This window comes from Azoarcus sp. DD4 (genome assembly GCF_006496635.1).
In the GTDB taxonomy this organism is placed as follows: Bacteria; Pseudomonadota; Gammaproteobacteria; order Burkholderiales; family Rhodocyclaceae; genus Azoarcus.
The window spans coordinates 2,939,208-2,963,459 of sequence record NZ_CP022958.1 but is presented as its reverse complement, the minus strand read 5'-3'; the positions used below and the strand labels follow the sequence as shown (position 1 = coordinate 2,963,459).

Below are 24,252 nucleotides of genomic sequence, written 5' to 3'. Positions count from 1 at the left end.
TCATCGCGCTTTCCCGCAGCACAGTTCCCATGACCAAATACGTCTTCGTTACCGGCGGTGTCGTGTCCTCCCTGGGCAAAGGCATCGCGGCGGCCTCGCTCGGGGCCATTCTCGAATCCCGCGGCATCAAGGTGACCCACCTCAAACTGGATCCGTACATCAACGTCGATCCGGGCACCATGAGCCCCTTCCAGCACGGTGAGGTCTTCGTCACCGAGGACGGCGCCGAAACCGACCTCGACCTCGGCCACTACGAGCGTTTCACCAGCGCCAAGATGAGCAAGCGCAACAACTTCACCACCGGCCAGATCTACGAGGCGGTGATCAAGAAGGAGCGGCGCGGCGAATACCTCGGCAAGACGGTGCAGGTCATCCCGCACATCACCGACGAGATCAAGAGCTACGTCAAGCGCGGCGCCGAAGGCGCGGACGTTGCCATCGTCGAGGTCGGCGGCACGGTGGGCGACATCGAATCGCTGCCCTTCCTCGAAGCCATCCGTCAGATGGGCATCGAGGAAGGCCGCAACGCCACCTGTTTCATCCATCTCACGCTGCTGCCCTATATCCCGACCGCCGGCGAACTCAAGACCAAGCCGACCCAGCATTCGGTCAAGGAGCTGCGCGAGATCGGCATCCAGCCCGACATCCTGCTGTGCCGTGCCGACCGCTCCATTCCGGCCGACGAACGCCGCAAGATCGCGCTGTTCTGCAACGTGATGCCGGAAGCGGTGATCGAGTGTCTCGATGCCGACTCCATCTACAAGATCCCCGGCCAGCTGCACGACCAGATGCTGGACGAGATCGTCTGCCACAAGCTGGGCATCCTCGCCCGCGCGGCCGACCTCTCGGTGTGGGAAAACCTCATCCGCGCGCTGGAAAACCCGAAGCAGTCGGTGGATATCGCCTTCGTCGGCAAGTACGTCGATCTGACCGAGTCCTACAAGTCGCTGATCGAGGCGCTCAACCATGCCGGCATGCACACCGAATCCAAGGTGAACATCCACTATCTCGACTCCGAAGAGATCGAGCGTAGCGGCTGCGGCGTGCTCGACAAGATGGACGCCATCCTGGTGCCGGGCGGCTTCGGCAAGCGCGGCACCGAGGGCAAGATCGCTGCAATCCGCTATGCGCGCGAGAACAAGGTGCCTTATCTCGGCATCTGCCTCGGCATGCAGCTCGCCGTGGTCGAGTTCGCCCGCGACGTCGCGGGCATGACCGAAGCCCACTCGACCGAGTTCGAGCGCGACACGCCGTATCCGGTGATCGGCCTGATCACCGAATGGGCCGACCGCAGCGGCAAGGTCGAGAAACGCAGCGAGGATTCCGATCTCGGCGGCACCATGCGTCTGGGTGGCCAGGTCTGCAAGCTCGCCGACGGTTCTCTGGCGCGCGAGGTCTACGGCGCAGGCGAGATCATGGAACGTCACCGTCACCGCTACGAGGTGAACAACACGCTGCTCGCCAAGCTGGAAGAGAAGGGGCTGGTGGTGTCGGGCCGTGCGCCGGTCACCGATTTGTGCGAAATGGTCGAACTGCCCGCCGAGGTCCATCCATGGTTCGTCGGCTGCCAGTTCCACCCGGAGTTCACCTCGAACCCGCGCAAGGGCCATCCGCTGTTCACCGCCTACGTGAAGGCGGCGATCGCCCGTCGAGTGGCGGTCAAGGCTTGAAGGAGCGCGCCATGAAATTGTGCGGATTCGAAGTCGGTATCGACAAGCCGGTTTTCCTGATCGCCGGTCCCTGCGTCATCGAGTCGCGCGAGATGGCCTTCGAGACCGCCGGTGCGCTCAAGGAGATCTGCGCCGAGCTCGGCATTCCCTTCATCTACAAGTCGTCCTACGACAAGGCCAACCGCAGCTCGGGCAAGTCCTACCGCGGCATGGGCATGGAGAAGGGTCTGGACATACTCGCGGACGTCCGCAAGCAGCTTGGCGTACCCGTCCTGACCGACGTGCATGCAATCGAGGAGATCGAGGCGGTCGCGGCGGTTGTCGACGTGCTGCAGACGCCGGCCTTCCTGTGTCGCCAGACCGACTTCATTCATGCGGTGGCCGCCAGCGGCAAACCGGTGAACATCAAGAAGGGCCAGTTCCTCGCCCCGGGCGACATGAAGAACGTGGTCGACAAGGCGAAGGAAGCGAATGGCGGCGCCGACACCATCATGGTATGCGAGCGCGGCGCTTCGTTCGGTTACAACAACCTCGTCTCCGACATGCGCTCGCTGGCGATCATGCGGGAGACCGCTTGCCCGGTGGTCTTCGACGCCACCCATTCGGTACAGCTGCCGGGCGGGCAGGGGACGGCTTCGGGCGGGCAGCGCGAATTCGTGCCAGTACTGGCGCGTGCCGCGGTGGCCGTCGGCATTTCCGGTCTCTTCATGGAAACGCATCCCGATCCGGCCAAGGCATTGTCGGACGGCCCCAACGCCTGGCCGTTGCCGAAGATGAAGGCTTTGCTGAAAACCTTGAAGGACATCGACGCGCTGGTGAAGTCGCACGGTTTCCTCGAAACGGCTCCCTGATCGGGGGCGATCAAGGAAGCAGCGGGAGAAGCTTGTGCCTTCATCCGTACAGTATTGTTTTTCCGATTCAAATCCGTAACCGAAACAGGAACAATCATGAGTGCAATCGTTGACGTGATCGCCCGCGAGATTCTGGACTCCCGCGGCAACCCCACTGTCGAAGCCGACGTGCTGCTGGAATCCGGTGTGATGGGCCGTGCCGCAGTGCCGTCCGGCGCCTCCACCGGTTCGCGCGAAGCCATCGAGCTGCGTGACGGCGACGCCGCCCGCTTCCTCGGCAAGGGCGTGCTGCGTGCGGTCGAGAACGTGAACACCGAAATCTCGGAAGCCATCATCGGCCTCGACGCCGAAGAGCAGGCCTTCATCGACCGTACCCTGATCGAACTCGACGGCACCGAAAACAAGTCGCGCCTCGGCGCCAACGCCACCCTGGCGGTGTCGATGGCGGTGGCCAAGGCTGCCGCTGAAGAGGCCGGCCTGCCGCTGTACCGCTACTTCGGCGGATCGGGCCCGATGGCCATGCCGGTGCCGATGATGAACGTCATCAACGGCGGCGAGCACGCCAACAACAGCCTCGACATCCAGGAATGCATGATCATGCCGGTCAGCATGGGCAGCTTCCGCGAAGCGCTGCGCTGTGGCGCCGAGATCTTCCATCACCTGAAGAAGATCACCGACAAGAAGGGCTACCCGACCACCGTCGGCGATGAAGGCGGCTTCGCCCCCAACGTCGCGGGTACCGAAGAAGCGCTCAACCTGATCCAGGAAGCCATCGCCGCCGCCGGCTACGAGCCGGGCCGCGACGTGCTGCTGGCGCTGGACTGTGCCGCTTCTGAGTTCTACAAGAACGGCAAGTACGAACTCAAGGGCGAGGGCCTCAGCCTGAGCTCCGAAGGCTTCACCGACTACCTCGCCACGCTGGCCGACAAGTTCCCGATCGTTTCGATCGAGGACGGCATGGCCGAAGGTGACTGGGCGGGCTGGAAGCACCTGACCGACCGCCTCGGCAAGAAGATCCAGCTGGTGGGCGACGACCTCTTCGTCACCAACACCAAGATCCTCGAGCAGGGCATCGACCAGGGCGTGGCGAACTCGATCCTGATCAAGATCAACCAGATCGGTACCCTGTCGGAAACCTTCGCCGCGGTCGAAATGGCCAAGCGCGCCGGCTACACCGCGGTGATCTCGCACCGCTCGGGCGAAACCGAGGACTCCACCATCGCCGACATCGCGGTGGGCCTGAACGCCATGCAGATCAAGACCGGTTCGCTGTCGCGCTCGGATCGCATCTCGAAGTACAACCAGCTGCTACGCATCGAGGAAGATCTCGGCAACACCGTCAGCTACCCGGGCAAGCGTGCCTTCTATAATCTGCGCGCGCGCTGATTGCGCTAAGGCGCCGCAGTACCGCTGAAATCGAAAGGCCGACGGACTCCGCCGGCCTTTCGATTGTTATCGTTGTCCTTGTTCGAGGTCTTCCCCGTGTCATGCGCTGGCCTGTAATCATTCTCCTCGCACTGGTCGTCGTGTTGCAGTACCCGCTCTGGCTGGGTAAGGGCGGCTGGTTGCGCGTCTGGGAGGTCGATCGCAAGCTGCACGAACAGCGGGAGGAGAATACGCGCCTTGAAAACAGGAATGCCGGACTGGATGCCGAGGTGCGTGACCTCAAGTCGGGCAACGAAGCGATCGAGGAGCGCGCCCGCTTCGAGCTCGGTCTGACCAAGCCCAACGAGATCTTCGTGCAGATCCCCCAGCGGCATTGAGCGGCGCTTGCGAGCCCGCTCTGAGGACCCGCGTCGCTTTGTTGGCCGGCGTTGGATATATAAAAGCCGGCATGAGGCCGGCTTCAATTCACTGCGATCTCTTGTTTGCTGTATGACGCGATTCAGAGCAGTTCGGTAATCAACTCCCGCTGTTCGAGCTCTTCCTCGAAAGCAACCATTTCGGGTCCCAGCGCATCGCGCGCCGAGATCATGCCCATCGGCCTACCGTTGCCGTCAACCACCGGTACGTGACGGAAGCCCCCGTCGTACATCAGATGCATTGCGTGACCAAGCGGCTTGTCGGGCGAGATGGTCTGCGGATCGCGGGTCATCACCTCAGACAGCTTGGTGCGACAAGGGTCGCGGCCGGATGCGATCACCCGCACCAAGGCGTCGCGCTCGGTGAATATCCCGTGCAGGCGACCGTCTTCGACGATCATGATCGAACCCACCCGCAAGTCCGTCATCCTGCGCGAAGCTTCCAGTACGGTCATGTCTTCATCGGTCGTCAGGATCTTCTGTCCCTTTACCACGTCTCCAATCTTGCGCATCGGCATGTCTCTTCCTCCTCCGGAAAAACAACGATCGGCTCCTTCAAGTTAGATAGTTGACGGAGCGGAAGCAAGTCGGAACAAACCCCAACTTTCGGGGCCTCAGTTGCTTGCGAGGAGGCGGCGGGCGCCGTCGATGCGGGGCGCGAAATAGGGGCTGTTCAGCTTTTCGATACGGACGCTGCCACGGCTCGACGGCGCATGGACGAAGCGGCCGTCGCCGATGTAGATGCCCATGTGCGAATGACGGCGCCGCATGGTGTTGAAGAACACCAGATCGCCCGGAGCGAGTTCGTCTATGTCGATCGGTCGCGTTCGATCGGCGATCTGCGCCGCGTTGTGAGGCAGGCGCTGGCCGCTGATCTGCTCGACGATGTAGCTGACCATCCCGCTGCAATCCAGGCCCGCCTCCGGATTGCGTCCACCGAAACGATAGCCGGTGTCGAGCAGGCCGAGTGCGAAGACGACCATTTCCTGGGTGTGAGCCGGATCTTCGAGCGTGAAGTAATTGCGTGTGGGCTGTGTGGCTGGCGTTGGGGGCTGCGCGGGAGTTGGCTCGAACCGCGGCGGTGGGAGTGTTCCGCAAGCCGAGATCAGCAGGCTAATTGTCACTGCGGCCAAGCTGGCGCGGGTGCGCACATGGCCATGCGAACGGATTGACGCGATCGAATTCAGCATGGGCGCAAAGATAGGCGATCCCATCGTTGGCGTCCACCCGGTGGTCATCCACGGCGCCACGGAAGACGCCATGCCAATTGGATTTTGAGTCAGGAGCGGGTGGCTTCCCGCATGCAACCGTTTGCCGCAGGCAGGCCAGCCCGCTCGAGGATGGCGTCGGTGCCGTTGTCCCAGAACACGGTCTGGCCGTCCGTGTACTTGTCGCCGCGAGAGGCGGGAACCGAAGTTAGGGCGAAGATTCCGGCACCGGTACGCAGACGGATATGGTTGGTGTGATGTTCGACGGCAAAGCGTTCGCCGTTGCGGCAACTGTAGTTGTCGATTGCAGCGCCTTCGCGCGTCCAGGCGGTGGACGCGAGCCCCGCGGTGACGGTGGCGAGAAGCGCCGCAGCGAGAATACGTAGGGTTCTGGGCATGTTTTTCTGAGAAAGGGATTCAGTCAATCAGCTCGATGCTGCCGCTGATCGTTACGCTTACATCGGTTTCGCCGGCTTCGAGTGGGGCAGGCGCTGCTTCCGCCATCATCGGCGCCGCACGCATGCGGGTGTAGATCGGTCGATGCCCGCTCTCGGCGACGTTGAGCTGGCGTATACGGTAACGCTTGCCCAGCGTGCTCGAGACCAGTGCCGCGCGCTGTTCGAAAGCACGAATGGCATCCACCGTGGCTTCGTCCAGTACCTTGCGGCGCGTGTCGGGTGCCGGCTGCATGTTCACCTGTGCCAGCGCGAGCGTGGCCTGCAGCTTGCCGATCAGTTCGGACATCGCGGCGAGGTTGCGACCTTCGAGGCGCACCTCGGCGCGCATGCGCCAGCCGTCGATCTTCCCGCTGCTGCTGTTCTTGCCGTAGACCGGCCAGGTGCTCGTACCGGCAGACTGGGCTTTGATGTCCGTATAGGGGCGGGCAACATCGAATGCTGCCGCCACATTGCGATTGACCTGACGGGCCAGGGCTGCAGCGTCCGTTCCTGCCTGTTCCACGTACAGGATGGCAACGATAAGGTCGTTCGCTGCAGGGCGGCTGGCGTCAGCGGAAAGCTCGATTGACGCGGTGGCTGCCGAAGGCGTTTCGGCTGCATGTGTGGACCACGCCACACCGGCAAGCAAGACGGCAACGAGTACGCTGGAAAGTCTTTTTTGGGGTCTGCGGGTCATGACGATTGAGGAACGGCACTGATGCGGCAGCTTTATACCGTATCGGCCTTGGTATCGGACCGGTGAGGTGTAAGCGGGTGTGATACGAAAGCCACAGCGAATCAGGTGCCGAGCACCTCGGTCGGGTCGAGCGGCCGGAGTTCGGCTTCGTATTGCCGGGCGTTATCCACATAGTGCTGCGCATTGCGCTTGATGTCGGCGATCTCGGCGTCGGTGAGTTCGCGGATCACGCGGCCGGGCGAACCGACGACCAAGGAGCGGTCCGGAATCACTTTGCCTTCGGGAATCAGGGCATTGGCACCAATGATGCAATGCTTGCCGATTACTGCGTTGTTGAGAACAACCGCGTTGATGCCGATCAACGTACCGTCGCCGACGGTGCAGCCGTGCAGCATGACCATGTGGCCAATGGTGACGTCCGAACCGATGGTCAGCGGGATGCCTTCATCGTTATGGAGGATGGAGCCGTCCTGGATGTTGGTGTTGTCGCCGATCACGATGGGGTCGTTGTCGCCCCGTATCACCGCGTTGTACCAGATGTTGACGTTGCGGCCAGCCTCGACCAGGCCGATCACGGTCGCGTTGTGGGCAACCCAGCACCCCTCGCCAAAACGGGGTCTGCGCTCTCTCAGGGCATAGATGCTCATTTGTCTCTCAGGTGATTTTCTGCGTGCCCGATGTGACCCGGGGGCGGAATCATAGCAAGTGGGGGGCAAAAGGTGGGCAAGTCCTTGGTGCGGATGAATCTTCTGGCGCTTGCGGTGTGCCCGCGGCGGGCCGGCAGTGGTAGCATGCTGCGCCTGTTGCCGCCAGCTGCGACATCGTTGCAATCGCCTGCGGCAAGCCGATTCTGCCCGTCTTCTTCGATCTACATGCTCAGCTACCGTCACGCCTTTCACGCCGGCAATCATGCCGACGTCCTCAAGCACACCGTGCTGCTCGAGCTGCTCGAGTACTACAACCGCAAGGACAAGCCCTGGTGCTACATCGATACCCATGCGGGTGCCGGTTGTTATGCGCTCGACAGCGAACATGCATCCAAGAATGCGGAGTTCGCGGACGGTATTGGCCGGCTGTGGGAGCGCGATGACCGGCCGGCTCCGGTCGAGGCTTATATCCGTGCGGTCCGCCAGTTCAACCCGCATGGGCGGCTGCTGTTCTATCCGGGTTCGCCGGCCTTGGCGATGACGCAGGCGCGGCCCCAGGATCGCCTGCGCCTGTTCGAGATGCATCCGGCCGATGCAGTGTCCCTGGAGCAGACCTTCCACAATGAAGCCGACCGGGTTCAGGTACGCAAGGCCGATGGTTTCGGCGGACTGCGGGCCTTGCTGCCGCCGCCTTCGCGACGCGCGATCGTGCTCATCGATCCGCCCTACGAGCTGAAGGAAGACTATCGCCGCGTGGTCGATGCGGTGCGTGAGGCCATGAAGCGTTTCGCCAGCGGCACCTACATGGTGTGGTATCCGCTCCTGGCCCGGCCTGAAGCCCGCCAACTGCCGGAACGCCTGGCGGGGCTGGGGGCCGAGAGCTGGCTGGATCTCCGTCTGGCGGTCCGGCAGCCTTCGCCGGACGGCTTCGGCATGTTCGGCAGCGGTCTTTTCATCGTGAATCCGCCCTGGGTGTTGCCCGAACGGCTCGAAGCCATGATGCCGTGGCTGGTGCAGGTGCTTGGTATGGATGACGGTGCCGGCTTCGATCTGGAACATTCGATCGCATGACAAACGACGCTTTGCTCGCGCTGCGCGACCAACTCCGCTCCTTTGCCGCGGAACGTGAATGGGAGCGCTTCCATACGCCGAAGAACCTCGCGATGGCACTTGCAGGCGAGGCGGGCGAGGTCATCGAGCACTTCCAGTGGCTCACGGCGGAAGAGTCGGCGCAGTTGCCTTCCGAGGTGCAGGGCGAAGTTGCGCTGGAACTCGCGGATGTCCTCCTTTACCTGGTACGGCTGGCTGATGTGCTCGGTATCGATCTGGCCGATGCCGCCGCGCGCAAGCTTGCGATCAACGCGGAGCGCTATCCGGTGGATCGCGCCCGTGGCAAGGCAGAGAAGTACACCAAGTCGTAAGCAAAGCACTATCTGCGCGGCGTTTGGGCGAGTGCAGCTTTTCTGAAACAATGCGCGCTCACCGCCTACGGGATCCACTGCATTGGAACTGCAACATCTGACCGAGATCGAGCGCGCCGCTGCACACGGCCGCGGCGAACTGCTGCGGCTCGGCACCGCCTTCCTCTTTCTCGTCGGGGTGATGGTCCATGCGGTGGTGCACGGCGGTGACGGCAATGTAATCCTGGTGATCGGCGCCATGCTCGCCGCCTACCTGGCGATGAACATCGGCGCCAATGACGTGGCCAACAACGTCGGGCCGGCCGTTGGCGCGAGGGCAATCAGCCTGGTGGGTGCGCTGTCGATCGCCGCCGTCTTCGAGGCGGCAGGCGCCCTGATTGCCGGTGGGGCGGTGGTCGATACCGTCCGTGGCAGCATCCTCAACCGCAGCCTGTTGCCCGACGATCAAACCATCGTCTGGATCATGCTCAGTGCACTGTTGGCGAGCGCGCTCTGGCTGAACCTTGCCAATGTGCTCGGCGCACCGGTGTCGACGACCCACTCCATCATCGGTGCGGTGTTGGGCGCGGGCATCGCTGCGAGTGGGATGCGCATCGTCAACTGGGATACCGTGGGCGCCATCACGACCAGCTGGGTAATCTCTCCCCTGCTGGGGGCAGGCTTTGCTGCCGCTTTCCTGTACATCATCAAGCGCATCATTACCTATCAGGTCGACATGGCTGGGGCTGCGCGCAGGATGGTGCCCTACATCATGGCCGTGGTGAGCTGGATCTTCTGCGCCTTCCTGCTGCTGAAGGGGCTGAACCGGCTTGTTTCCATCCGTCTTGTCGAGGCGGCACTCTATGGTCTGCCTCTGGCCGGACTCGTCTTCCTGTGGACTCGATCGACGCTCAGGCGCAAGGGCGGGTTGATCGCGAATACGAAGGACAGCGTAAACCGCTTGTTCAACCTCCCCCTGGTTCTGGCGGCGGCCTTGTTGAGCTTTGCCCACGGCTCCAATGACGTGGCGAACGCGATCGGGCCGCTGGCTGCCATCGTGGATGCGATGGGCGGGGTGAGCTGGACAAGCACCGTCGTCGGGCCACCGACCTGGGTCATGGTGATCGGCGCCTTCGGCATTTCGGTGGGGCTGGCTTTGTTCGGCCCGCGGGTGATTCGTACCATAGGCAGTGAGATTACCGAACTCGACCAGATGCGCGCGTTCAGTATCGCGATGTCGGCCACGGTGACGGTCATCGTCGCCTCGGAGCTTGGTTTGCCGGTCAGTTCGACGCATACCGTGGTAGGCGGCGTGTTCGGTGTCGGCTTCCTGCGGGAATTTCTCAAGAGCCATTACGAACGTACCGTCGCCGAGATCAAGGCCCACCATCCGGCCGGCGAACAGCAACAGATCGATGACTTTCTTGCCCGTTTCGAACGCGCATCGATTGCGCAGAAGGATGTGCTCCTGAAGGATCTGAAGGCGCGTTCCAAGCGGAGCGAGGATCCGGCGAATTTCTCCAAGGCAGAGCGCAAGCATCTGAAGCGGGTGTACAAGCAGGAACTGGTCAAGCGCTCGCAGTTGGTGCGTATCGTGACCGCGTGGATCATCACCGTTCCTGCGTCGGCAGGGATGGCAGCGGGGCTTTACCATCTGATCGGCAGCACGCTTCGGCAAGGCTGAAGCGCGTCCTTCCCCACACTTTCCGTTGTGTCATGTCCGGATACGAACTCGCCATCCTGCTTGCCCTGGGTCTCGTGGCCTGGTATTGGTTCGACAGCCTCAAGGCGCGCGAGGTCGGCATTGCCGCAGTGCGGACAGCCTGCGCCCGCGATGGCGTCCAGCTGCTCGATGAAACCGTCGCGGGGCAGGGCGTGCGTCCGGTACGGGGCGATGATGGACGGCTGGTACTGCAACGTTCCTACGCCTTCGAATACTCCGATTCCGGCTTCGACCGTTTTCGCGGATCGGTCACGTTGCGGGGGCGGGAAGTGGTGATGCTCGAACTGTCGGCGCACCGCGGCCATCTGCGCGTGATCCACTGAGCAGCGCTTGCATCGTCACGCCAGGCGGTTGCCGGCGATGGCACGCAGGAATTCATTGCGCAACTGGTCCGAACGTTCGAATTCGCCGGAGAAGGCCTGGGTGATCACGCGCTCATCGCCACGCCTGTCCTCGCCGAGAAGCAGACAGAGTTGTTCCGCTTCGATCACGCAGGCGGCGCCCGATGCCCTACCGTGGTGCATCAGCGCGTCGGCGATGTCGCGCGTCATCCACTCCTGATAGGTAAAGCGATGGCCGATGGCATCGACCAGGCGGGCGATGCGACCGAAGCCGTGCAGACGGCCGCCGGGCAGGTAGGCGACATGGGCGAGCCCACGGAAGGGAACGAGGTGATGGGGGCAGACACCGTGGACGGCGATTCCACGCACGACCACCATGTCACGGCGCGTGTCCTCGAAACCCTCTCCAAGCGCTTCGGCCGGATCGAGTTCGTAGCCGCCGAGCAGGCGTTTTTGCCACAGTTCTCGAACCCTTAGCGCCGTGCGGCCGGTATGCGCGGTATCCGGTGCCACGCCGCAGGCATGCAGCAGGTCGGTGACGGCACGCTCGAAGGCCACGGGGTCGAAGCCGCCCACGCGCGGGATGCCTATCGTGCCGGGGCGGGGCGAGGGCGTGTGATCGTGGTCGCAGGCTGGCAATGGATTGTCGGGCTGTGTCGATTTTGGGGGTGACATTGTCGGATTTCCGCGTACTGGTGGCCCCGATGATACGCCGGATGCCTGTCGGCACTGGTTTGCTGCGTTGCAACAAAACCGGCACGCCTCCTGCTTGTCGAAAGTCGTAGACTCGGATGGCGATCGGGTTGCACGTGATCCGGGTGGTGAGCACACTGCGGTGAATGGCGAGGAGGCCAAGATGATTGCGACAGCAACGAAACAGCCGAACGAAATCTGCATTCCGCTGGCCGACTCCCGGCAGATCTACCGGGTAGAGGACGTGGACAAGGCGCTCGAGGCGAGTGCGCCGGCACGCAACGAGGCCCTCGCGTCCTTCTACGAGCGCATGCGGGAGACGGGTGGTACCCGTTTCGTCGTTAAACCCAGCCGGGCCGACAGTGTGGATCCCTTGCATGAAAGTTGCCCCAATTTTGGGGAGGTGATCGAGGACATCCGCAAGTCGCTCGCGCTCGCGGTGTCCGGTAACGAACCGGTGTCTTTCGCCCCCATCCTGTTGCTGGGTGAACCTGGCATCGGCAAGACGCACTTTGCCCGCGCGCTCGCCGAACGGCTGGGCACCGGCTACCACTTCGTATCGATGAGCTCGCTGACCGCCGGCTGGATCCTGTCTGGCGCTTCGGCACAGTGGAACCACGCCAAACCCGGCAAGGTTGCCCAGGCGCTGGTTGGCGGCGAACTCGCCAACCCGGTCATCGTGCTCGACGAGGTCGACAAGGCTGGCGGCGATGCCCGCTACGATCCGCTCGGCCCGCTCTACGAACTGCTCGAGCATGACACCGCCAGGCGTTTCCGTGACGAGTACGTCGATGTGGAGATGGATGCCTCGCACTTACTGTGGGTGACCACGGCCAATGACGAGCGCAACATCCCGGAGCCCATACTCAACCGGATGAATGTCTACGTTGTGCCGCGTCCGGATGCCGACGAGTCGTTCATGATTGCCTGCCGTCTCTATCGCGACATCGTTTCGGCACATGACTGGGGCTTTCCGATGGACCCGCCGCAGGACGTCATGGAATGCCTGGCCAGCTTGCCACCGCGCTCGCAGCGGCGGGCGTTGATGTCGGCCTTCGGCAGTGCCAAGCTGGCCGGGCGCGACCGCCTGGCTGCCGATGACCTCGACAGCTACCGGCCGGGCAGCAAGCGCAAGATCGGCTTCTGACGAGTGCGGGGGGCGCTGGTACGCTCAGGCGATGAACACCGGATCGGCGAACACCAGGGTCCCGTCCTTGCGCGTCATCAGGTTGTTGGCGTTGAGTATGTCCGGGAGCACGTGGTATTCCTCGACGAAATCGGACAGGGCCCGCAGTGCCTGTTGCACGCTGTCGTTGACCTCGAGCGGATTGCTGGTCATGTGATAGAGCGCGATGCGGCCCATGTCCATGCCGAGTCGGCTCCATTGTTCGCAGGCCGACCAATAGACGTCGATGAGTCGGGTGGCAAGGTCGGCAGCCGGCGTGTCGTCCTGCAGGGGGTACAGGCGTTCCATCTCGAGCAGATGGAACGGGTAGCCCGACTGTGCCCGGCCGACCACGCCGTGATCGGCATAGACGATGGGAAAATGCTTGCCTTGCGGCCTGTCGGGCGCGGTCAGCAGGAAGTAATCGGCCGGCGAGCTCACTACTTTGTACACGCGCTCGCCGTCACCCTTGTCGATCACGATTGAATACTCGCCGCGGCCGATTTCAGGTTTGCCGTCGAGCAAGGGGTGGGGCGGGACGGGATCGGGAAGCAGCAGCGCTGCTCGACCCAGTTTCGCCCGCGCGGCGGATAGATCGACCATCCTCTCGGCCGCGATCAGCCCATGACGTTGTAGCCGGCGTCCACGAAGTGCACGCCGCCGGAAATCAGGCGTCCGGCGTCGGAAACCAGGAAGGCGGTGAGGGCGCCGATGTCTTCCGGGGTTACCAGGCTGTGCATGGGGGAGCGTTCGACCGCAGCGGCCATCAAACCGTCGAAGCCGGCGATGCCGGAAGCGGCACGGGTCATCAGGGGGCCGGGAGACACGGCGTTCACACGGATGTTCTTGCCACCGAGTTCGGCAGCCATGTAACGGGTGGCGGCTTCCAGCGCCGCCTTGCACAGACCCATCACGCCGTAGTTGGGAATGACTTTTTCCGAGCCGAGATAGGTCATTGTCACCAGGGCGCCACCGCCAGCCTTTTCCATCAGCGGTTCGGCCTTGCGCGCGAGGCGGACGAAGGAGTGGGTGGAGACGTCCATCGCAAGCGCGAAGCCGTCAGACGAGGTGTCGACGACGCGGCCGTGGAGGTCGTCGCGCTTGGCGAAGGCCATGCTGTGCACGGCGAAGTCCAGCTTTCCGTAACGTGCCTCGATCTCGGCAAAAGCGGTGTCCAGGGTCTCGGGCTGGGTGACATCGAGCAGGAAGACGTCGGTGATGCCGAGGCGATTGATGATCGGTTCGATGAAGGCGCGGGTTTTCTCGTTCTGGTAGGTGATGATGAGCTTGGCGCCGGCCTGGGCGCAGGCTTCGGCAACGCCGGTCGAGATCGATTTTTCGTTTGCGATGCCGGTGATCAGGCCGACTTTGCCTTCGAGATTGATGATCGGTGTCATTACGGAGCTCCGGTTTCTTGTTGGTCGTTGATTTGCTGGTGCCGTGGCATTGCATCACGGCGGGATGACGATTGAAGGAAGATCCTGGTTTGCCGGCGCAAAAAGGCATGCACCGTATTGCAGCCAGGACGATGGTTTGAAGTATATTCTGCAATGCAGCATCAATGAACCCTCGGAGTCCGGGGTTTCTCCGGTTTACAGCAATGAGCAAGCAATGACCCGTACTGCCTACATCTTCATGGATTTCGATGGCGTTACCCATCCGTGGGGCGAGGTCGAGGATTTCCGTTGCCTGCCCCTGATCGAATCGGTAGTGCGTGATTTTGACGAGGCGCGCATCGTGATCGCGTCCGACTGGCGCATGCTGTTTTCATTATCGAAGCTGGTCAGCCGTTTCTCGGAGGATGTGCGTCCGAAAGTTGCTGGCGTTACCCCGCACATGCTGCCCAAGCACGGGACCGAACTGCATGGTCTGCGGGAACGCGAGGCGATGCTGTGGCTCGCCCAGCACGAGCCGGATATCGAAACCGCGCCTTGGTGCGCGCTCGACGATGCGCCGGGCAACTGGCTGACTCGCTCCCGCCTTGTTTTGACCGACTTCAAGCGCGGCTTCATCGAGGAGGATGCGGAAGCCCTGCGTCGCATGCTCAGCGGCTTCCGCGAAGGTCTGCCGGACAACGCACGGCCACGCTCGATGCTGCGCTGGGCCTGAGCCGCTGCATCGCCGGCCGGTCGTAGCATGTAGACCGCCGGTGACGGCGATGGCTGTGTGACGTGCCCGCCGTTGTCCCGCGGATTGCCCGAACGGTGCCTGCTGGGCACAATGCCGCATTTTGGGATTCCTTCATGTCCTCCCCGTCTTCCGAGAATGCGCTGCCGGCCATCCCGGCCGATCCACTGGCCGCACTGGCCAGCCCGGACATCCAACGCCAGGCTTCGCGGATGGCGCAGGACGCGTTCGCGCGAGTCTTTCGCCTGTCGGTCGAAGCAGGCGACGACGCGCGCCGGGAGGGCGTCGCGGAGTTGCAGCAGGCACTCGGCAACTGGGCTCTGGCGGCAGACGGCGACAGCGCCCGGGCCCTGCGTCTGGCCATGTTGTTGACCGGGATGGATCAGTGGGGGCTTGCCTGGACGCGCGCTTTCGGCCTGGTTGCGATTCCCGGTCTGACCGAGCTGATCGGCGCTCTGCGTACCGGACTGTCGGCCGAGGCCGATGCCCGTTTCCTGCAGCAGTTCGAGGCGCTGTCGGCTGCCGAGGAGAATGCGATCGACTTCAAGGTCGAGTTGCGCCGCGGCATACACCTGGCCCTGTGGCATTCGGCGATTGCGGCAGAGGGGCGTGACGAAGCGCTCAGGCTTGCTGCCGAGCTAGGATCGCAGCTGCTTGCCCTGGTCCGCGACATGCCGGTGGCGGGCTGGCGACTGGCGGCCGACGCACTCGCGCACATCCAGATCCGTTGTCTGGCGGAAGGTCTGGCGACCGACGACATCGGGCAAGAGGCGACGCAGGCCTTGTTCACGGCGCTGGGACGCGAGCTTCCGGTCGATCGGCGCGACATCGTGATGGCTCATGCCAGCCAGGCGGTCATCTCGTGGCAGCGGGCCGGCCGCCCGACGGCAACGGTCCACTGAGCACGGCGACATGGCACTGAAAGCAACGGTATACAAGGCGGATCTGCAGATCGCCGACATGGATCGCAGCCACTACGGCGACTACGCCGTGACGTTGGCGCGACATCCTTCCGAGACCGACGAAAGAATGATGGTGCGCCTACTCGCCTATGCGCTCTATGCCGATCCGGCGCTCGCCTTCGGCAAGGGGCTGTGCGTGGAGGACGAGCCGGACCTGTGGCAGAAGGATCTGACCGGTGCGATCGACCGCTGGATAGACGTCGGTCAGCCGGACGAGAAGTGGATACGCAAGGCTTGCGGACGCGCGGCCGAAGTCGTGGTGCTGAGTTATGGGCGTGCGTCGGACATCTGGTGGAATGGCGTGCGCGACAAGCTTGCCCGCCAGGAGCGGCTCACGGTGCTCAACATTCCGCCGGAGGCCGCCCCCGATCTTGCCAGGCTGACCGGGCGCACGATGCGGCTCCAGTTTACTATCCAGGATGGGCAGGTTTGGGTGACCAACGGGCAGGACACGGTCCAGGTCGAACCGGTGGTCTGGAAAGGCAAGTCGAACGCCGCTTGAGCGGCGTGCTTCAGCCGCCGGCAAGGAGGAAGCTGCGGATTGCGGCCGCAGCGGTCGCCGGGTCTTCCTGCATGAAGCAGTGTCCTCCGGGAAGTGCTGCCTGGCTCACATGGGGGTTTTCGACGCACCAGCGTGCGATCCCCTTGGCTGCGAAGGGATAGCTGCCTTCTCCGCGCAGCACCTGCGTCGGGGTCACGACGCGGGCGAGCGAAGCCCACAGCCGGCGCGGGTAGGAGCTGAAAATCTCGGCTTCGCGTGCGGGCCGGCATTTCAGTTCGACGCCACCGTTGGCCGCATCGCGCAGGGCGTGATTGACATAGGCCCAAAGCGCCTCCTCGCGCCAACCCTTGAACATGCCGCGTTCGCTCAGGGCCGCATAGGCGGAGCGGCGGTCCGGCCAGTGATGGCGTCGCTTGCGGGCGCGTTGGGCGAGCGCGTTGCGCGAGTAGAGGCCGACGACATCCGACAGGGCCATCAAACCTATCATCGCCGGCGTGAACAGCACAGGATCGAGCAGGACTGCGCGCGAGAACGCCTGCGGCGCACGCGCCAGCATCAGGCTGGTGATGACGCCGCCGAAACTGTGGCCGACGGCGAAAACCGGCACGTTGCCGAAGATCCTGCCGCGGGCCCGCCACGCTTCCAGCGCCAGTTCGGCCGTGCGGTTCCAGCCATGGAAGCGGCCACCGTGGTCGCTGTCGCCATGGCCTTGCACATCGCTCAGAAAGAGGTCGAAGTCGTGTGAGAGCCGCGCCAGCATCGGTTCATAGGTGCGCCCGCAATAGCCGTTGCCGTGCACGAAATGGATGACTGGCTTGCCCGAAGGCAGGGAGTGTTCGCCGCGCAGCGTGAAGCCGGCGGAGCAGGAGTGATACCAGGCCTGGAGTTGCATGAATAGGGCATGTCCGCGTGATGCCGTCGAGTTTAACCCGTCATGCCGGGGCTGCGGCGTGGCTGGTCGCGCCTGATCACGCGGGCCAGAGCGGCGCTTCGTCCATGAGGGCGATCTGCTCGCGCAGTTCGAGCACGCGGTCCTGCCAGTAGCGTTGGGTGTTGAACCAGGGAAACGCGGAGGGGAAGGCCGGGTCGTCCCAGCGGCGCGCAAGCCAGGCGGAGTAGTGGATCAGGCGCAGGGTACGCAGCGCCTCGATCAGATGCAGCTCGCGCGCAGAGAACTCGCAGAAGTCTTCGTAGCCGGCAAGGATATCGGCGAGTTGGCTGGCCATCTCGGGGCGTTCGCCTGACAGCAGCATCCACAGGTCCTGCACCGCCGGGCCGCTGCGCGCATCGTCGAAATCGACGAACTGTGGCCCGCCGCCGTCGCCGGGCAGCCAGAGCACGTTGCCCATGTGGCAATCGCCGTGCAGCCGGAGGGTGGCAAAGTCACCGGCACGGTCGAAGGCGCGTCGAACGCCGTCCAGTGCCTGATCGACCGTGGTGCGCCAGGCGGTGAGCAGGTCGGGCGGAATGAAATCGTGTTTGAGCAGCCAGGCGCGTGGCTCTTCGCCGAAGCTGGCGATGTCGAGGTCGGGCCGGACGGCGAAGGCGCGGGTGGCCCCGACGGCATGGATGCGGCCGATGAAGCGGCCGAGGCGTTCCAGCGTGGCAGGGTCGGACAGCTCGGGAGCGCGGCCGCCGAGCCGGGGAAACACGGCGAAACGGAGCTCGCCGAAGTGATGCAAGGTCGTTCCGGCGTGCGCGATCGGTGCCGCGACGGGAATCTCCCGTTCGGCGAGTTCGGCGGTAAACGCATGCTCCTCGAGGATGGCCGCATCGCTCCAGCGCGCCGGGCGGTAGAACTTGACCACCCGCATGGGCGCATCGTCGATGCCGACCTGATAGACGCGGTTCTCGTAGCTGTTGAGGGCGAGCAGGCGCCCGTCCGGTGCAAGACCCACGCTTTCGAGTGCGTCCAGCACCACATCCGGTGTCAGGATGGAAAACGGAGCAGTCATCGTTCAGCGCCCCAGCAAACCGTGGCCTTGTAGCGCTTTGGCAATACCTTCGGCCAAGCGGCGGTAGCCGCTGGCGTTCGGGTGGATGGGGTCGGCCCGAAGCGTGGATTCGGACAGCACGTCGGCAAATACCGTCTCGATGAGCGGCACGTTCTCTTCCTGTGCGAGTCTGCGATAGAGCGCTGCATCCTTCAGATTGCCGGTCGCCGCACCGATGGGTGAAAAGGCCGGAACGGCAACCAGCACCGGTTGCACACCGGCGTCGCGGATCGCACGGAGGATGGCTCGCAAGTCCTCTGTCACTTCACCTTCGGCCCGTCGCCGCAGAAAATCGTTGCCACCGAGTTCGACCAGCACCAGACGCGGGGCGTGCTCGGCAAGCGCCTCGTCGATCCGGTGCCTGGCGGTCTCTGCGAGATCGCCGGGAATGCCCGCATTGGCGATCTGCCAGCCGCTCAGCGCCGCAAGCTGGGTCGGGTAGTCCTCGCCCGGCGCAGCGCCGGTGCCCCAGGTGACGCTGTCACCGAAGGCAAGGACGGCGGTGCCTGCAGGCAACGGGGAGAATTTCGGTCGATCGTTGCCGCAGGCGGTCAGGAACAGCAGAGCAAGGATCGCCAGCCAAGCTCGCATCAGCGTTTTTCCTTGCGCTTCCAAGGCTTGTCTGAACCTTTGTCGGGATGAGGCTTGCCCGTGCCGAAACGTGCCGGCTTGGCGCCTTGCTCGCTACGCTCCTGGGGCTGGCTGGGTGTCGTGCGCTTTTGCCCCCATTCCTTGCGTTCTTCGGTGGGGTGGCGCCTGCCGGCCTCGGGACGCTGGCTGTCACGTTGCGGACCGCGGCGCGGTGGTTGCGCGTTTGCCTCGGCTTCAGTCAGGGGGCGGATGTTGAGTGAGCACTGGCGCACGCGGGTGCGCTTGAGCAGACCGAGGAGTTCGCCTGGCAGGCTGGCAGGCAGTTCGACCGTGCTGTAGTCGTCGAACAGGTGGATCTGTCCGATGTACTTGCCCTCGATGCCGCCTTCGTTTGCGATTGCACCAACGATTTCCTTGGGCGTGGCACCCTGGCTGCGACCCACGTCTATGCGGTAGCGCACCAGGGCGCCGTCGGCGAAGGCACGCCGACGGTTGAGGATCTCGTCACGGTTGGGGCGCGGTGCACGTTCGGGACGCTCGCTCCAGGTGTTGTCCCGTTGCGTTTCGCGGGCGGGGCGACGTTCGCGCTCCGTCGGTGCCGTTGCCACGTCCCAGCCACGGCCGCTTTCTTCGACTTGCAGAGGTTTGTCGCGCTGGGCGAGATAGGTCAGCGCCGCGGCGATTTCGTGTGCGTCGAGTTCATGCTCCTCCGCCAGTCCGTTCACCACGTCCATGAAGAAGCCCAGGTCTTCCTGTTGCAGGGTGTCGAGCACCAACTGCTTGAACTGGGCGACCCGCCGGCCGGCGACAGCTTCGCGGCTGGGCAGCGCGATAGCTTCGATGGGCTGGCGCGTAGCGCGTTCGATCGCCTTCAGCATACGGCTCTCGCGCGGCGCGACGAAGAGGATGGCGCTACCTTCGCGGCCGGCGCGTCCGGTGCGGCCGATACGGTGTACGTAGGCTTCGGTGTCGTAGGGGATGTCGTAGTTGATGACGTGACTGATGCGCGGTACGTCGATGCCGCGCGCTGCGACGTCGGTGGCGACGACGATGTCCAGCGAGCCGTTCTTCAGCTGCTCGATAACACGCTCGCGCAGGCCCTGGGTCATGTCGCCGTTGAGTGCGGCCGCGGCGTAGCCGCGGGCTTCGAGCTTGTCCGCGAGCTCGGTCGTTGCCGTCTTGGTGCGTACGAAGACGATGGCCGCATCGAGCTTTTCCTCGGCGTCGAGGATGCGCGTGAGGGCGTCGAGCTTGTCGACGCCGCGCACCAGCCAGTAGCGCTGGCTGATCGCCGACACCGTGCTGGTCGCGGCCCGGATCTTCACTTCCTTAGGTTCGCGCAGGTGCTGGTGCGCCACGCGTCGGATCGCATCCGGCATGGTTGCGGAAAACAGCGCGGTCTGGCGCTCCGGCGGCGTGTGCTCGAGGATCCATTCGACGTCTTCGATGAAGCCCATGCGCAGCATCTCGTCGGCCTCGTCCAGCACCAGGGCGGACAGTCCGTCCAGCTTGAGACTGCCGCGCTCCAGGTGGTCCATGACCCGGCCAGGGGTGCCGACGATGACCTGGGCACCGCGTGACAGCTGGCGCAGCTGCACCACCATGCTCTGGCCGCCGTAGAGCGGCAGCACATGAAAGTCGCGCAGATGATGAGCGTACTTCTGGAAGGCCTCTGCAACCTGGATCGCGAGTTCGCGGGTTGGCGTCAGCACCAGCACCTGCGGATTGCGTTTGGCGAGGTCCAGGCGAGCCAGCATGGGCAAGGCGAACGCCGCAGTCTTGCCGGTGCCGGTCTGCGCTTCACCAAGGATGTCGTGACCGTCAAGCAGCTGTGGAATACACGCGGCCTGGATGGGCGAAGGGGTTTCGTAGCCGACGTCGGCAAGCGCCTGCAGCAGTGCAGGGGGCAGGTTGAGGTCGGCAAAGGTGGCGATCGGATCGGTCATGTCGGAAAGGCCTGGCAAGGCAGTACGGCCGCCCGGGCGGGCGCCCGGCGGGGGAAAGACGTACGACGCTGAAGTATGGACGACGAGTCGGGAAATGCGAAATCGCGGCAGCAGGCGCTGGCTGCGCCGGTGTCCCCGAGCAGGGGAGCGGGGTGCGCGTGCCGGCCGGAAAAGAAAAAACGCGGCACAAGGCCGCGTTTTTCGCGATACGGCAGGAGCCGATCAGAGCGGGCGAATCTTCGCCGCTTGCAGACCCTTGGGGCCCGACTTCACTTCGAATTCCACGCGCTGGTTTTCAGCGAGGGACTTGAAGCCGTTGCTCTGGATTTCAGAGAAGTGGGCGAAGAGGTCGTCGCCGCCGTTTTCCGGGGTGATGAAGCCGAAGCCCTTGGCGTCGTTGAACCACTTGACGGTACCGGTTTGAGTGCTCATTTATGCGTTCCAAAAATAAAAGTTAGGCGTTTGCCCGAAATGCAGGAACGATCAAGAAACGTATCGAGGGAATCAGACCGGATGGGTTCGGAACCGGAAGGTTTCGCGGAGCGAACACGCGGAGAAGACACCACAAGGACAACCACTGCTTGAATCGACTGCGAACGTCACAATACACGGTTTCCGACCGTGCGGGTAATTTATTTGTCGCAGCCGATTTCGCGTGGCTGCCTGCTTCAGCAGTGGGATAATGCGCAGCCTGTTTTTTCCAGGATAAGAAATGCCCATCCAGTGGTTTCCCGGTCATATGAATTCGGCCCGCAAGAAGGCGGCCGAAATGCTGGCAGCGATCGATGTGGTGATCGAAGTGACCGATGCCCGCCTGCCCGAAGCGAGCAGCAATCCGATGATCGGCGAATTGCGGCGCTTCCGTAATCGCCCGTGCCTGAAGTTGTTGAACAAGGTCGATCTCGCCGATCCGGCGGCCACCAAGGCCTGGATGGATTTCTACAATCGCCAGCCCGGCGTCAGGGCTGTCGCCATTTCGGCCAAGAAGTCGGCCGACGTGGCACGCATTCCCGGTCTGTGTCGCACGCTGGCGCCGCATCGCGACGACGGCACCAAGCCGCTGCGGATGATGATCATGGGCATTCCCAACGTCGGCAAGTCGACCATCATGAACGCACTGCTCAAGCGCAAGGTGGCTGCGGTGGGCGACGAGCCGGCCGTCACCAAGCAGTTGCAGACACTGGATCTGGGGCCCGGCATGACCTTGACGGACACGCCGGGGCTGATGTGGCCGAAGATCGAGCACGATTCCGACGGCTACATGCTGGCGGCGAGTCACGCCATCGGCCGCAATGCGGTAATAGACGAGGAGGTCGCCGCCTTTCTCGGCGAAATCCTGATCGTCCGCTACCCGGACCTGCTGGCTGCGCGCTACAAGCTCGATCCTGGCGGTATGGATGGTCCCGCGCTGGTAGAGGCGGTCGGACTCAGACGTGGATGTCGCGTCAAGGGCGGCGGACTGGACCTGGAGAAGGCGGCACACATCCTGCTGAACGATTACCGTAGCGGGACGCTCGGCAGGATCAGCCTGGAAACGCCCGACAGCCGGGAAGCGATGCTGGCGACTGCGAAGGCCGAGCAGCGCGACGACAGTGCGGATGTGGACGAACCCGAGCTGGAATGAGGGGCATTCTTCGCTTCTTATTTGTTAGTCCTGTGTCTCCAGCCCGAAACTGATGCCCTGTGCGAGCGGCAAGCTGCCGGATGCGTTGACCGTGCACGTAGTCCGCCGCATGTAGGCCTTCCAGGCATCCGAGCCCGCTTCGCGGCCGCCGCCGCTATCCTTTTCGCCGCCGAAGGCGCCGCCGATTTCCGCACCGGACGGGCCGGTATTTACGTTGACGATGCCGCAGTCGCTTCCGGCAGCCGACATGAACAACTCCGCCTCTGCGAGGTCGCGGGTGAAGATGGCCGATGCCAGGCCTTGCGGTACGGCATTGTTGAGGGTGATGGCCTCGCGGAGATCACGGTAGCGCAGCAGATACAGGATGGGCGCAAAGGTCTCGCGCATCATGATGTCGGTCTGAGCAGGCATTTCCACCAGGGCGGGGCGGCGGTAGTAAGCCCCGCTGCACCCTTCGACGGCGACCGTTTCCCCGCCCCAAACGATGCCACCTGCGGCTTCGGCTGCAAGGAGTGCGGTCGACATGGCATCGTCGGCACGCTGGTCGATCAGCGGACCGACCAATACACCGGGAAGCAAGGGGTTGCCGACTTTCACCCGCTGCCATGCCGCGCGAAGCCGGTCGCGCAACGTATCGTGGATCGCGTCGTGAACAATGAGGCGGCGCAGGCTGGTGCAGCGTTGGCCGGCCGTGCCGACCGCGCCGAACAGCACTGCACGTTCGGTCAGCGCGAGGTCGGCGCTGGGCGTGACGATCGCCGCGTTGTTGCCGCCAAGCTCGAGTATGGCCTTGCCCATGCGGCGGGCGACGACCGGTGCGATCGCCTGGCCCATCTCGCAGGAGCCGGTTGCCGACAGCACGGCAATGCGTTTGTCGGTCGCGAGAAGCTCGGCGAGACTACGCCCACCGACCAGGACTTCGAGCAGACCCTCGCAGACATCCCCCTGGCTGGCGCAGGTGTCGGAGAACAGGCTGGCGCAGGCAAGCGCAGTCAGCGGTGTTCGCTCAGAAGGCTTCCACACCACCGTGTCGCCGCAGACCCACGCCAGCGCCGCGTTCCAGGCCCAGACGGCCGCCGGGAAGTTGAAGGCGGAGATGATGCCCACCACGCCTGCCGGATGCCAGAGTTCCTGGATGCGGTGACCCGGCCGCTCGCTGGTGATTGTCAGGCCATGTAATTGGCGGGACAGTCCGGCGGCGAATTCGCAGATGTCGATCATCTCCTGTACTTCGCCGAGCGCTTCCTCGTGGATCTTGCCGCTCTCCAGCGTAATGAGCTCGGCGAGCTGAGTCTTGTGCTTGTGCAAGGTGTCGGCATAACGGCGGACGAGGGTGCCGCGGACCGGGGCAGGGACCGTGCGCCAGTACAGATAGGCGTGGGACGCTCGTGCGATCGCCGCTTCCGCTTCGACGCTGCGCGTTGCCTGCAGGCGGACAAGGGGGGCGCCGGTGATCGGCGTGCGAACAACGAAGTCGCCGCTGTGCAGCTTTTCGGTTGCGAGCCCGAGCCGGGCCAAGAGGGTATCGACGTCCACGGCCGCACTCCCGTTTGGCGGATACGCGGTGGACTCGCAGAGTTCGCGATTTGTTCGCTGAGAGTGATTCGCACCAAAAGCCTGCCGTGGATCGAGCGGAGGTACAGCCGGCTGTGGGGTGGCAGTCAGCGGCTTGCCTATTTCCTGCCATTGCAGCCATTGCCCGCAGGCATTGCGCGGACCACGCAAGGATCCGTGCCACGGCCCTTCCCGGCAGGGGCCGCGCGGCTGAGCCGGGTCGAGTTCGACCGTTTCCCCATCCGCCCCCAGCCTGCGCGCACCTCCCCAGCGATTGCAGGTCGGACAGCGGCGCAATTCGCCGACCGTGACGTTGGC

General features: G+C 63.8%; 27 protein-coding genes. 13 read left to right on the top strand and 14 right to left on the bottom strand.

Features of this window, described 5'->3' with window-relative positions; genetic code table 11:
• Nucleotides 1-29 precede the first annotated feature (29 nt).
• The 4 genes from CJ010_RS13695 to ftsB all read left to right on the top strand — a co-directional run bounded on the left by CJ010_RS13695 (nt 30) and on the right by ftsB (nt 4,284).
• The gene (locus tag CJ010_RS13695) at nt 30-1,670 is read left to right on the top strand and encodes a CTP synthase (protein WP_141018549.1); all 1,641 of its coding nucleotides are present in this window, start codon (nt 30-32) and stop codon (nt 1,668-1,670) included.
• Between the two features lie 11 nt (nt 1,671-1,681).
• The gene (kdsA, locus tag CJ010_RS13690) at nt 1,682-2,521 is read left to right on the top strand and encodes a 3-deoxy-8-phosphooctulonate synthase (RefSeq protein ID WP_141018548.1); all 840 of its coding nucleotides are present in this window, start codon (nt 1,682-1,684) and stop codon (nt 2,519-2,521) included.
• A gap of 96 nt (nt 2,522-2,617) precedes the next feature.
• Nucleotides 2,618-3,907, top strand: a complete 1,290-nt coding sequence (gene eno, locus CJ010_RS13685) for a phosphopyruvate hydratase (protein ID WP_141018547.1) — start codon at nt 2,618-2,620, stop codon at nt 3,905-3,907.
• 101 nt (nt 3,908-4,008) lie between these two features.
• Nucleotides 4,009-4,284 (top strand): cell division protein FtsB, encoded by a 276-nt coding sequence (ftsB, locus tag CJ010_RS13680; protein WP_141018546.1) that lies wholly within the window; start codon nt 4,009-4,011, stop codon nt 4,282-4,284.
• 122 nt (nt 4,285-4,406) lie between these two features.
• On the opposite strand, the gene CJ010_RS13675 is transcribed toward ftsB, so the two are convergent.
• The 5 genes from CJ010_RS13675 to CJ010_RS13655 all read right to left on the bottom strand — a co-directional run bounded on the left by CJ010_RS13675 (nt 4,407) and on the right by CJ010_RS13655 (nt 7,312).
• Entirely contained in the window at nt 4,407-4,841 is a 435-nt protein-coding gene (locus CJ010_RS13675) for a cyclic nucleotide-binding/CBS domain-containing protein (RefSeq protein ID WP_141018545.1), read from the bottom strand.
• Between the two features lie 96 nt (nt 4,842-4,937).
• Nucleotides 4,938-5,561 (bottom strand): C40 family peptidase, encoded by a 624-nt coding sequence (locus tag CJ010_RS13670; RefSeq protein ID WP_371415667.1) that lies wholly within the window; start codon nt 5,559-5,561, stop codon nt 4,938-4,940.
• Between the two features lie 41 nt (nt 5,562-5,602).
• A complete protein-coding gene (locus CJ010_RS13665) occupies nt 5,603-5,956 on the bottom strand; it encodes an MliC family protein (protein WP_240794361.1) in 354 nt (117 codons plus the stop codon).
• Nucleotides 5,949-6,665: an SIMPL domain-containing protein gene (locus CJ010_RS13660; protein ID WP_141018544.1), complete on the bottom strand. Its 717-nt coding sequence runs from the start codon at nt 6,663-6,665 to the stop codon at nt 5,949-5,951. Before CJ010_RS13660 ends, CJ010_RS13665 begins: the two co-directional genes overlap by 8 nt.
• Nucleotides 6,666-6,766: 101 nt before the next feature.
• Nucleotides 6,767-7,312: a gamma carbonic anhydrase family protein gene (locus CJ010_RS13655; protein ID WP_141018543.1), complete on the bottom strand. Its 546-nt coding sequence runs from the start codon at nt 7,310-7,312 to the stop codon at nt 6,767-6,769.
• A 225-nt stretch (nt 7,313-7,537) separates the two neighbouring features.
• On the opposite strand from CJ010_RS13655, the gene CJ010_RS13650 reads away from it, so the two are divergent.
• From CJ010_RS13650 to CJ010_RS13635, 4 genes are all read left to right on the top strand, one after another.
• A complete protein-coding gene (locus CJ010_RS13650; protein WP_141018542.1) occupies nt 7,538-8,383 on the top strand; it encodes a 23S rRNA (adenine(2030)-N(6))-methyltransferase RlmJ in 846 nt (281 codons plus the stop codon).
• Nucleotides 8,380-8,733 (top strand): nucleotide pyrophosphohydrolase, encoded by a 354-nt coding sequence (locus CJ010_RS13645; RefSeq protein WP_141018541.1) that lies wholly within the window; start codon nt 8,380-8,382, stop codon nt 8,731-8,733. The genes CJ010_RS13650 and CJ010_RS13645 overlap by 4 nt, the downstream gene beginning before the upstream one ends.
• 82 nt (nt 8,734-8,815) lie before the next feature.
• Nucleotides 8,816-10,396 carry an inorganic phosphate transporter gene (locus tag CJ010_RS13640; protein WP_141018540.1) on the top strand — a complete coding sequence of 527 codons (1,581 nt, stop codon included), beginning with the start codon at nt 8,816-8,818 and terminating at the stop codon, nt 10,394-10,396.
• Between the two features lie 32 nt (nt 10,397-10,428).
• Nucleotides 10,429-10,758 (top strand): DUF3301 domain-containing protein, encoded by a 330-nt coding sequence (locus CJ010_RS13635; protein WP_141018539.1) that lies wholly within the window; start codon nt 10,429-10,431, stop codon nt 10,756-10,758.
• Between the two features lie 15 nt (nt 10,759-10,773).
• Here the strand turns inward: CJ010_RS13635 and folE are convergent, their stop codons facing one another.
• The gene (gene folE / locus CJ010_RS13630) at nt 10,774-11,451 is read right to left on the bottom strand and encodes a GTP cyclohydrolase I FolE (RefSeq protein ID WP_205754785.1); all 678 of its coding nucleotides are present in this window, start codon (nt 11,449-11,451) and stop codon (nt 10,774-10,776) included.
• A gap of 181 nt (nt 11,452-11,632) precedes the next feature.
• On the opposite strand from folE, the gene CJ010_RS13625 reads away from it, so the two are divergent.
• Nucleotides 11,633-12,616 (top strand): AAA family ATPase, encoded by a 984-nt coding sequence (locus CJ010_RS13625; RefSeq protein ID WP_141018538.1) that lies wholly within the window; start codon nt 11,633-11,635, stop codon nt 12,614-12,616.
• 24 nt (nt 12,617-12,640) lie between these two features.
• Here CJ010_RS13625 and CJ010_RS13620 read toward each other — a convergent pair whose 3' ends face one another.
• Both CJ010_RS13620 and fabI read right to left on the bottom strand, forming a co-directional pair.
• The gene (locus CJ010_RS13620) at nt 12,641-13,237 is read right to left on the bottom strand and encodes a hypothetical protein (protein ID WP_141018537.1); all 597 of its coding nucleotides are present in this window, start codon (nt 13,235-13,237) and stop codon (nt 12,641-12,643) included.
• 14 nt (nt 13,238-13,251) lie between these two features.
• Nucleotides 13,252-14,031 (bottom strand): enoyl-ACP reductase FabI, encoded by a 780-nt coding sequence (gene fabI / locus CJ010_RS13615; protein WP_141018536.1) that lies wholly within the window; start codon nt 14,029-14,031, stop codon nt 13,252-13,254.
• Nucleotides 14,032-14,245: 214 nt separating this feature from the next.
• Here fabI and CJ010_RS13610 point away from each other — a divergent pair, with 214 nt between their 5' ends.
• The 3 genes from CJ010_RS13610 to CJ010_RS13600 all read left to right on the top strand — a co-directional run bounded on the left by CJ010_RS13610 (nt 14,246) and on the right by CJ010_RS13600 (nt 16,225).
• The gene (locus CJ010_RS13610) at nt 14,246-14,743 is read left to right on the top strand and encodes an HAD domain-containing protein (protein WP_141020696.1); all 498 of its coding nucleotides are present in this window, start codon (nt 14,246-14,248) and stop codon (nt 14,741-14,743) included.
• Nucleotides 14,744-14,877: 134 nt separating this feature from the next.
• Nucleotides 14,878-15,663, top strand: a complete 786-nt coding sequence (locus tag CJ010_RS13605) for a hypothetical protein (protein ID WP_141018535.1) — start codon at nt 14,878-14,880, stop codon at nt 15,661-15,663.
• Between the two features lie 10 nt (nt 15,664-15,673).
• On the top strand, nt 15,674-16,225 hold the full coding sequence (locus CJ010_RS13600) for a YaeQ family protein (protein WP_141018534.1): 552 nt from the start codon (nt 15,674-15,676) through the stop codon (nt 16,223-16,225).
• Between the two features lie 10 nt (nt 16,226-16,235).
• Here CJ010_RS13600 and CJ010_RS13595 read toward each other — a convergent pair whose 3' ends face one another.
• From CJ010_RS13595 to CJ010_RS13575, 5 genes are all read right to left on the bottom strand, one after another.
• Entirely contained in the window at nt 16,236-17,117 is an 882-nt protein-coding gene (locus CJ010_RS13595; RefSeq protein ID WP_141018533.1) for an alpha/beta fold hydrolase, read from the bottom strand.
• A 76-nt stretch (nt 17,118-17,193) separates the two neighbouring features.
• Nucleotides 17,194-18,180 carry a serine/threonine protein kinase gene (locus CJ010_RS13590; protein WP_141018532.1) on the bottom strand — a complete coding sequence of 329 codons (987 nt, stop codon included), beginning with the start codon at nt 18,178-18,180 and terminating at the stop codon, nt 17,194-17,196.
• 3 nt (nt 18,181-18,183) lie between these two features.
• Nucleotides 18,184-18,834: a GDSL-type esterase/lipase family protein gene (locus CJ010_RS13585; protein ID WP_240794360.1), complete on the bottom strand. Its 651-nt coding sequence runs from the start codon at nt 18,832-18,834 to the stop codon at nt 18,184-18,186.
• A complete protein-coding gene (locus CJ010_RS13580) occupies nt 18,810-20,756 on the bottom strand; it encodes a DEAD/DEAH box helicase (protein WP_141018531.1) in 1,947 nt (648 codons plus the stop codon). The genes CJ010_RS13585 and CJ010_RS13580 overlap by 25 nt, the downstream gene beginning before the upstream one ends.
• A 222-nt stretch (nt 20,757-20,978) precedes the next feature.
• Complete coding sequence (locus tag CJ010_RS13575) at nt 20,979-21,188, bottom strand: cold-shock protein (protein WP_141018530.1); 210 nt, start codon at nt 21,186-21,188, stop codon at nt 20,979-20,981.
• 280 nt (nt 21,189-21,468) lie between these two features.
• On the opposite strand from CJ010_RS13575, the gene ylqF reads away from it, so the two are divergent.
• Nucleotides 21,469-22,380 (top strand): ribosome biogenesis GTPase YlqF, encoded by a 912-nt coding sequence (gene ylqF / locus CJ010_RS13570; protein ID WP_141018529.1) that lies wholly within the window; start codon nt 21,469-21,471, stop codon nt 22,378-22,380.
• 24 nt (nt 22,381-22,404) lie between these two features.
• Here the strand turns inward: ylqF and CJ010_RS13565 are convergent, their stop codons facing one another.
• Nucleotides 22,405-23,916: an aldehyde dehydrogenase family protein gene (locus CJ010_RS13565; RefSeq protein WP_168224950.1), complete on the bottom strand. Its 1,512-nt coding sequence runs from the start codon at nt 23,914-23,916 to the stop codon at nt 22,405-22,407.
• Nucleotides 23,917-24,252: the final 336 nt, after the last annotated feature.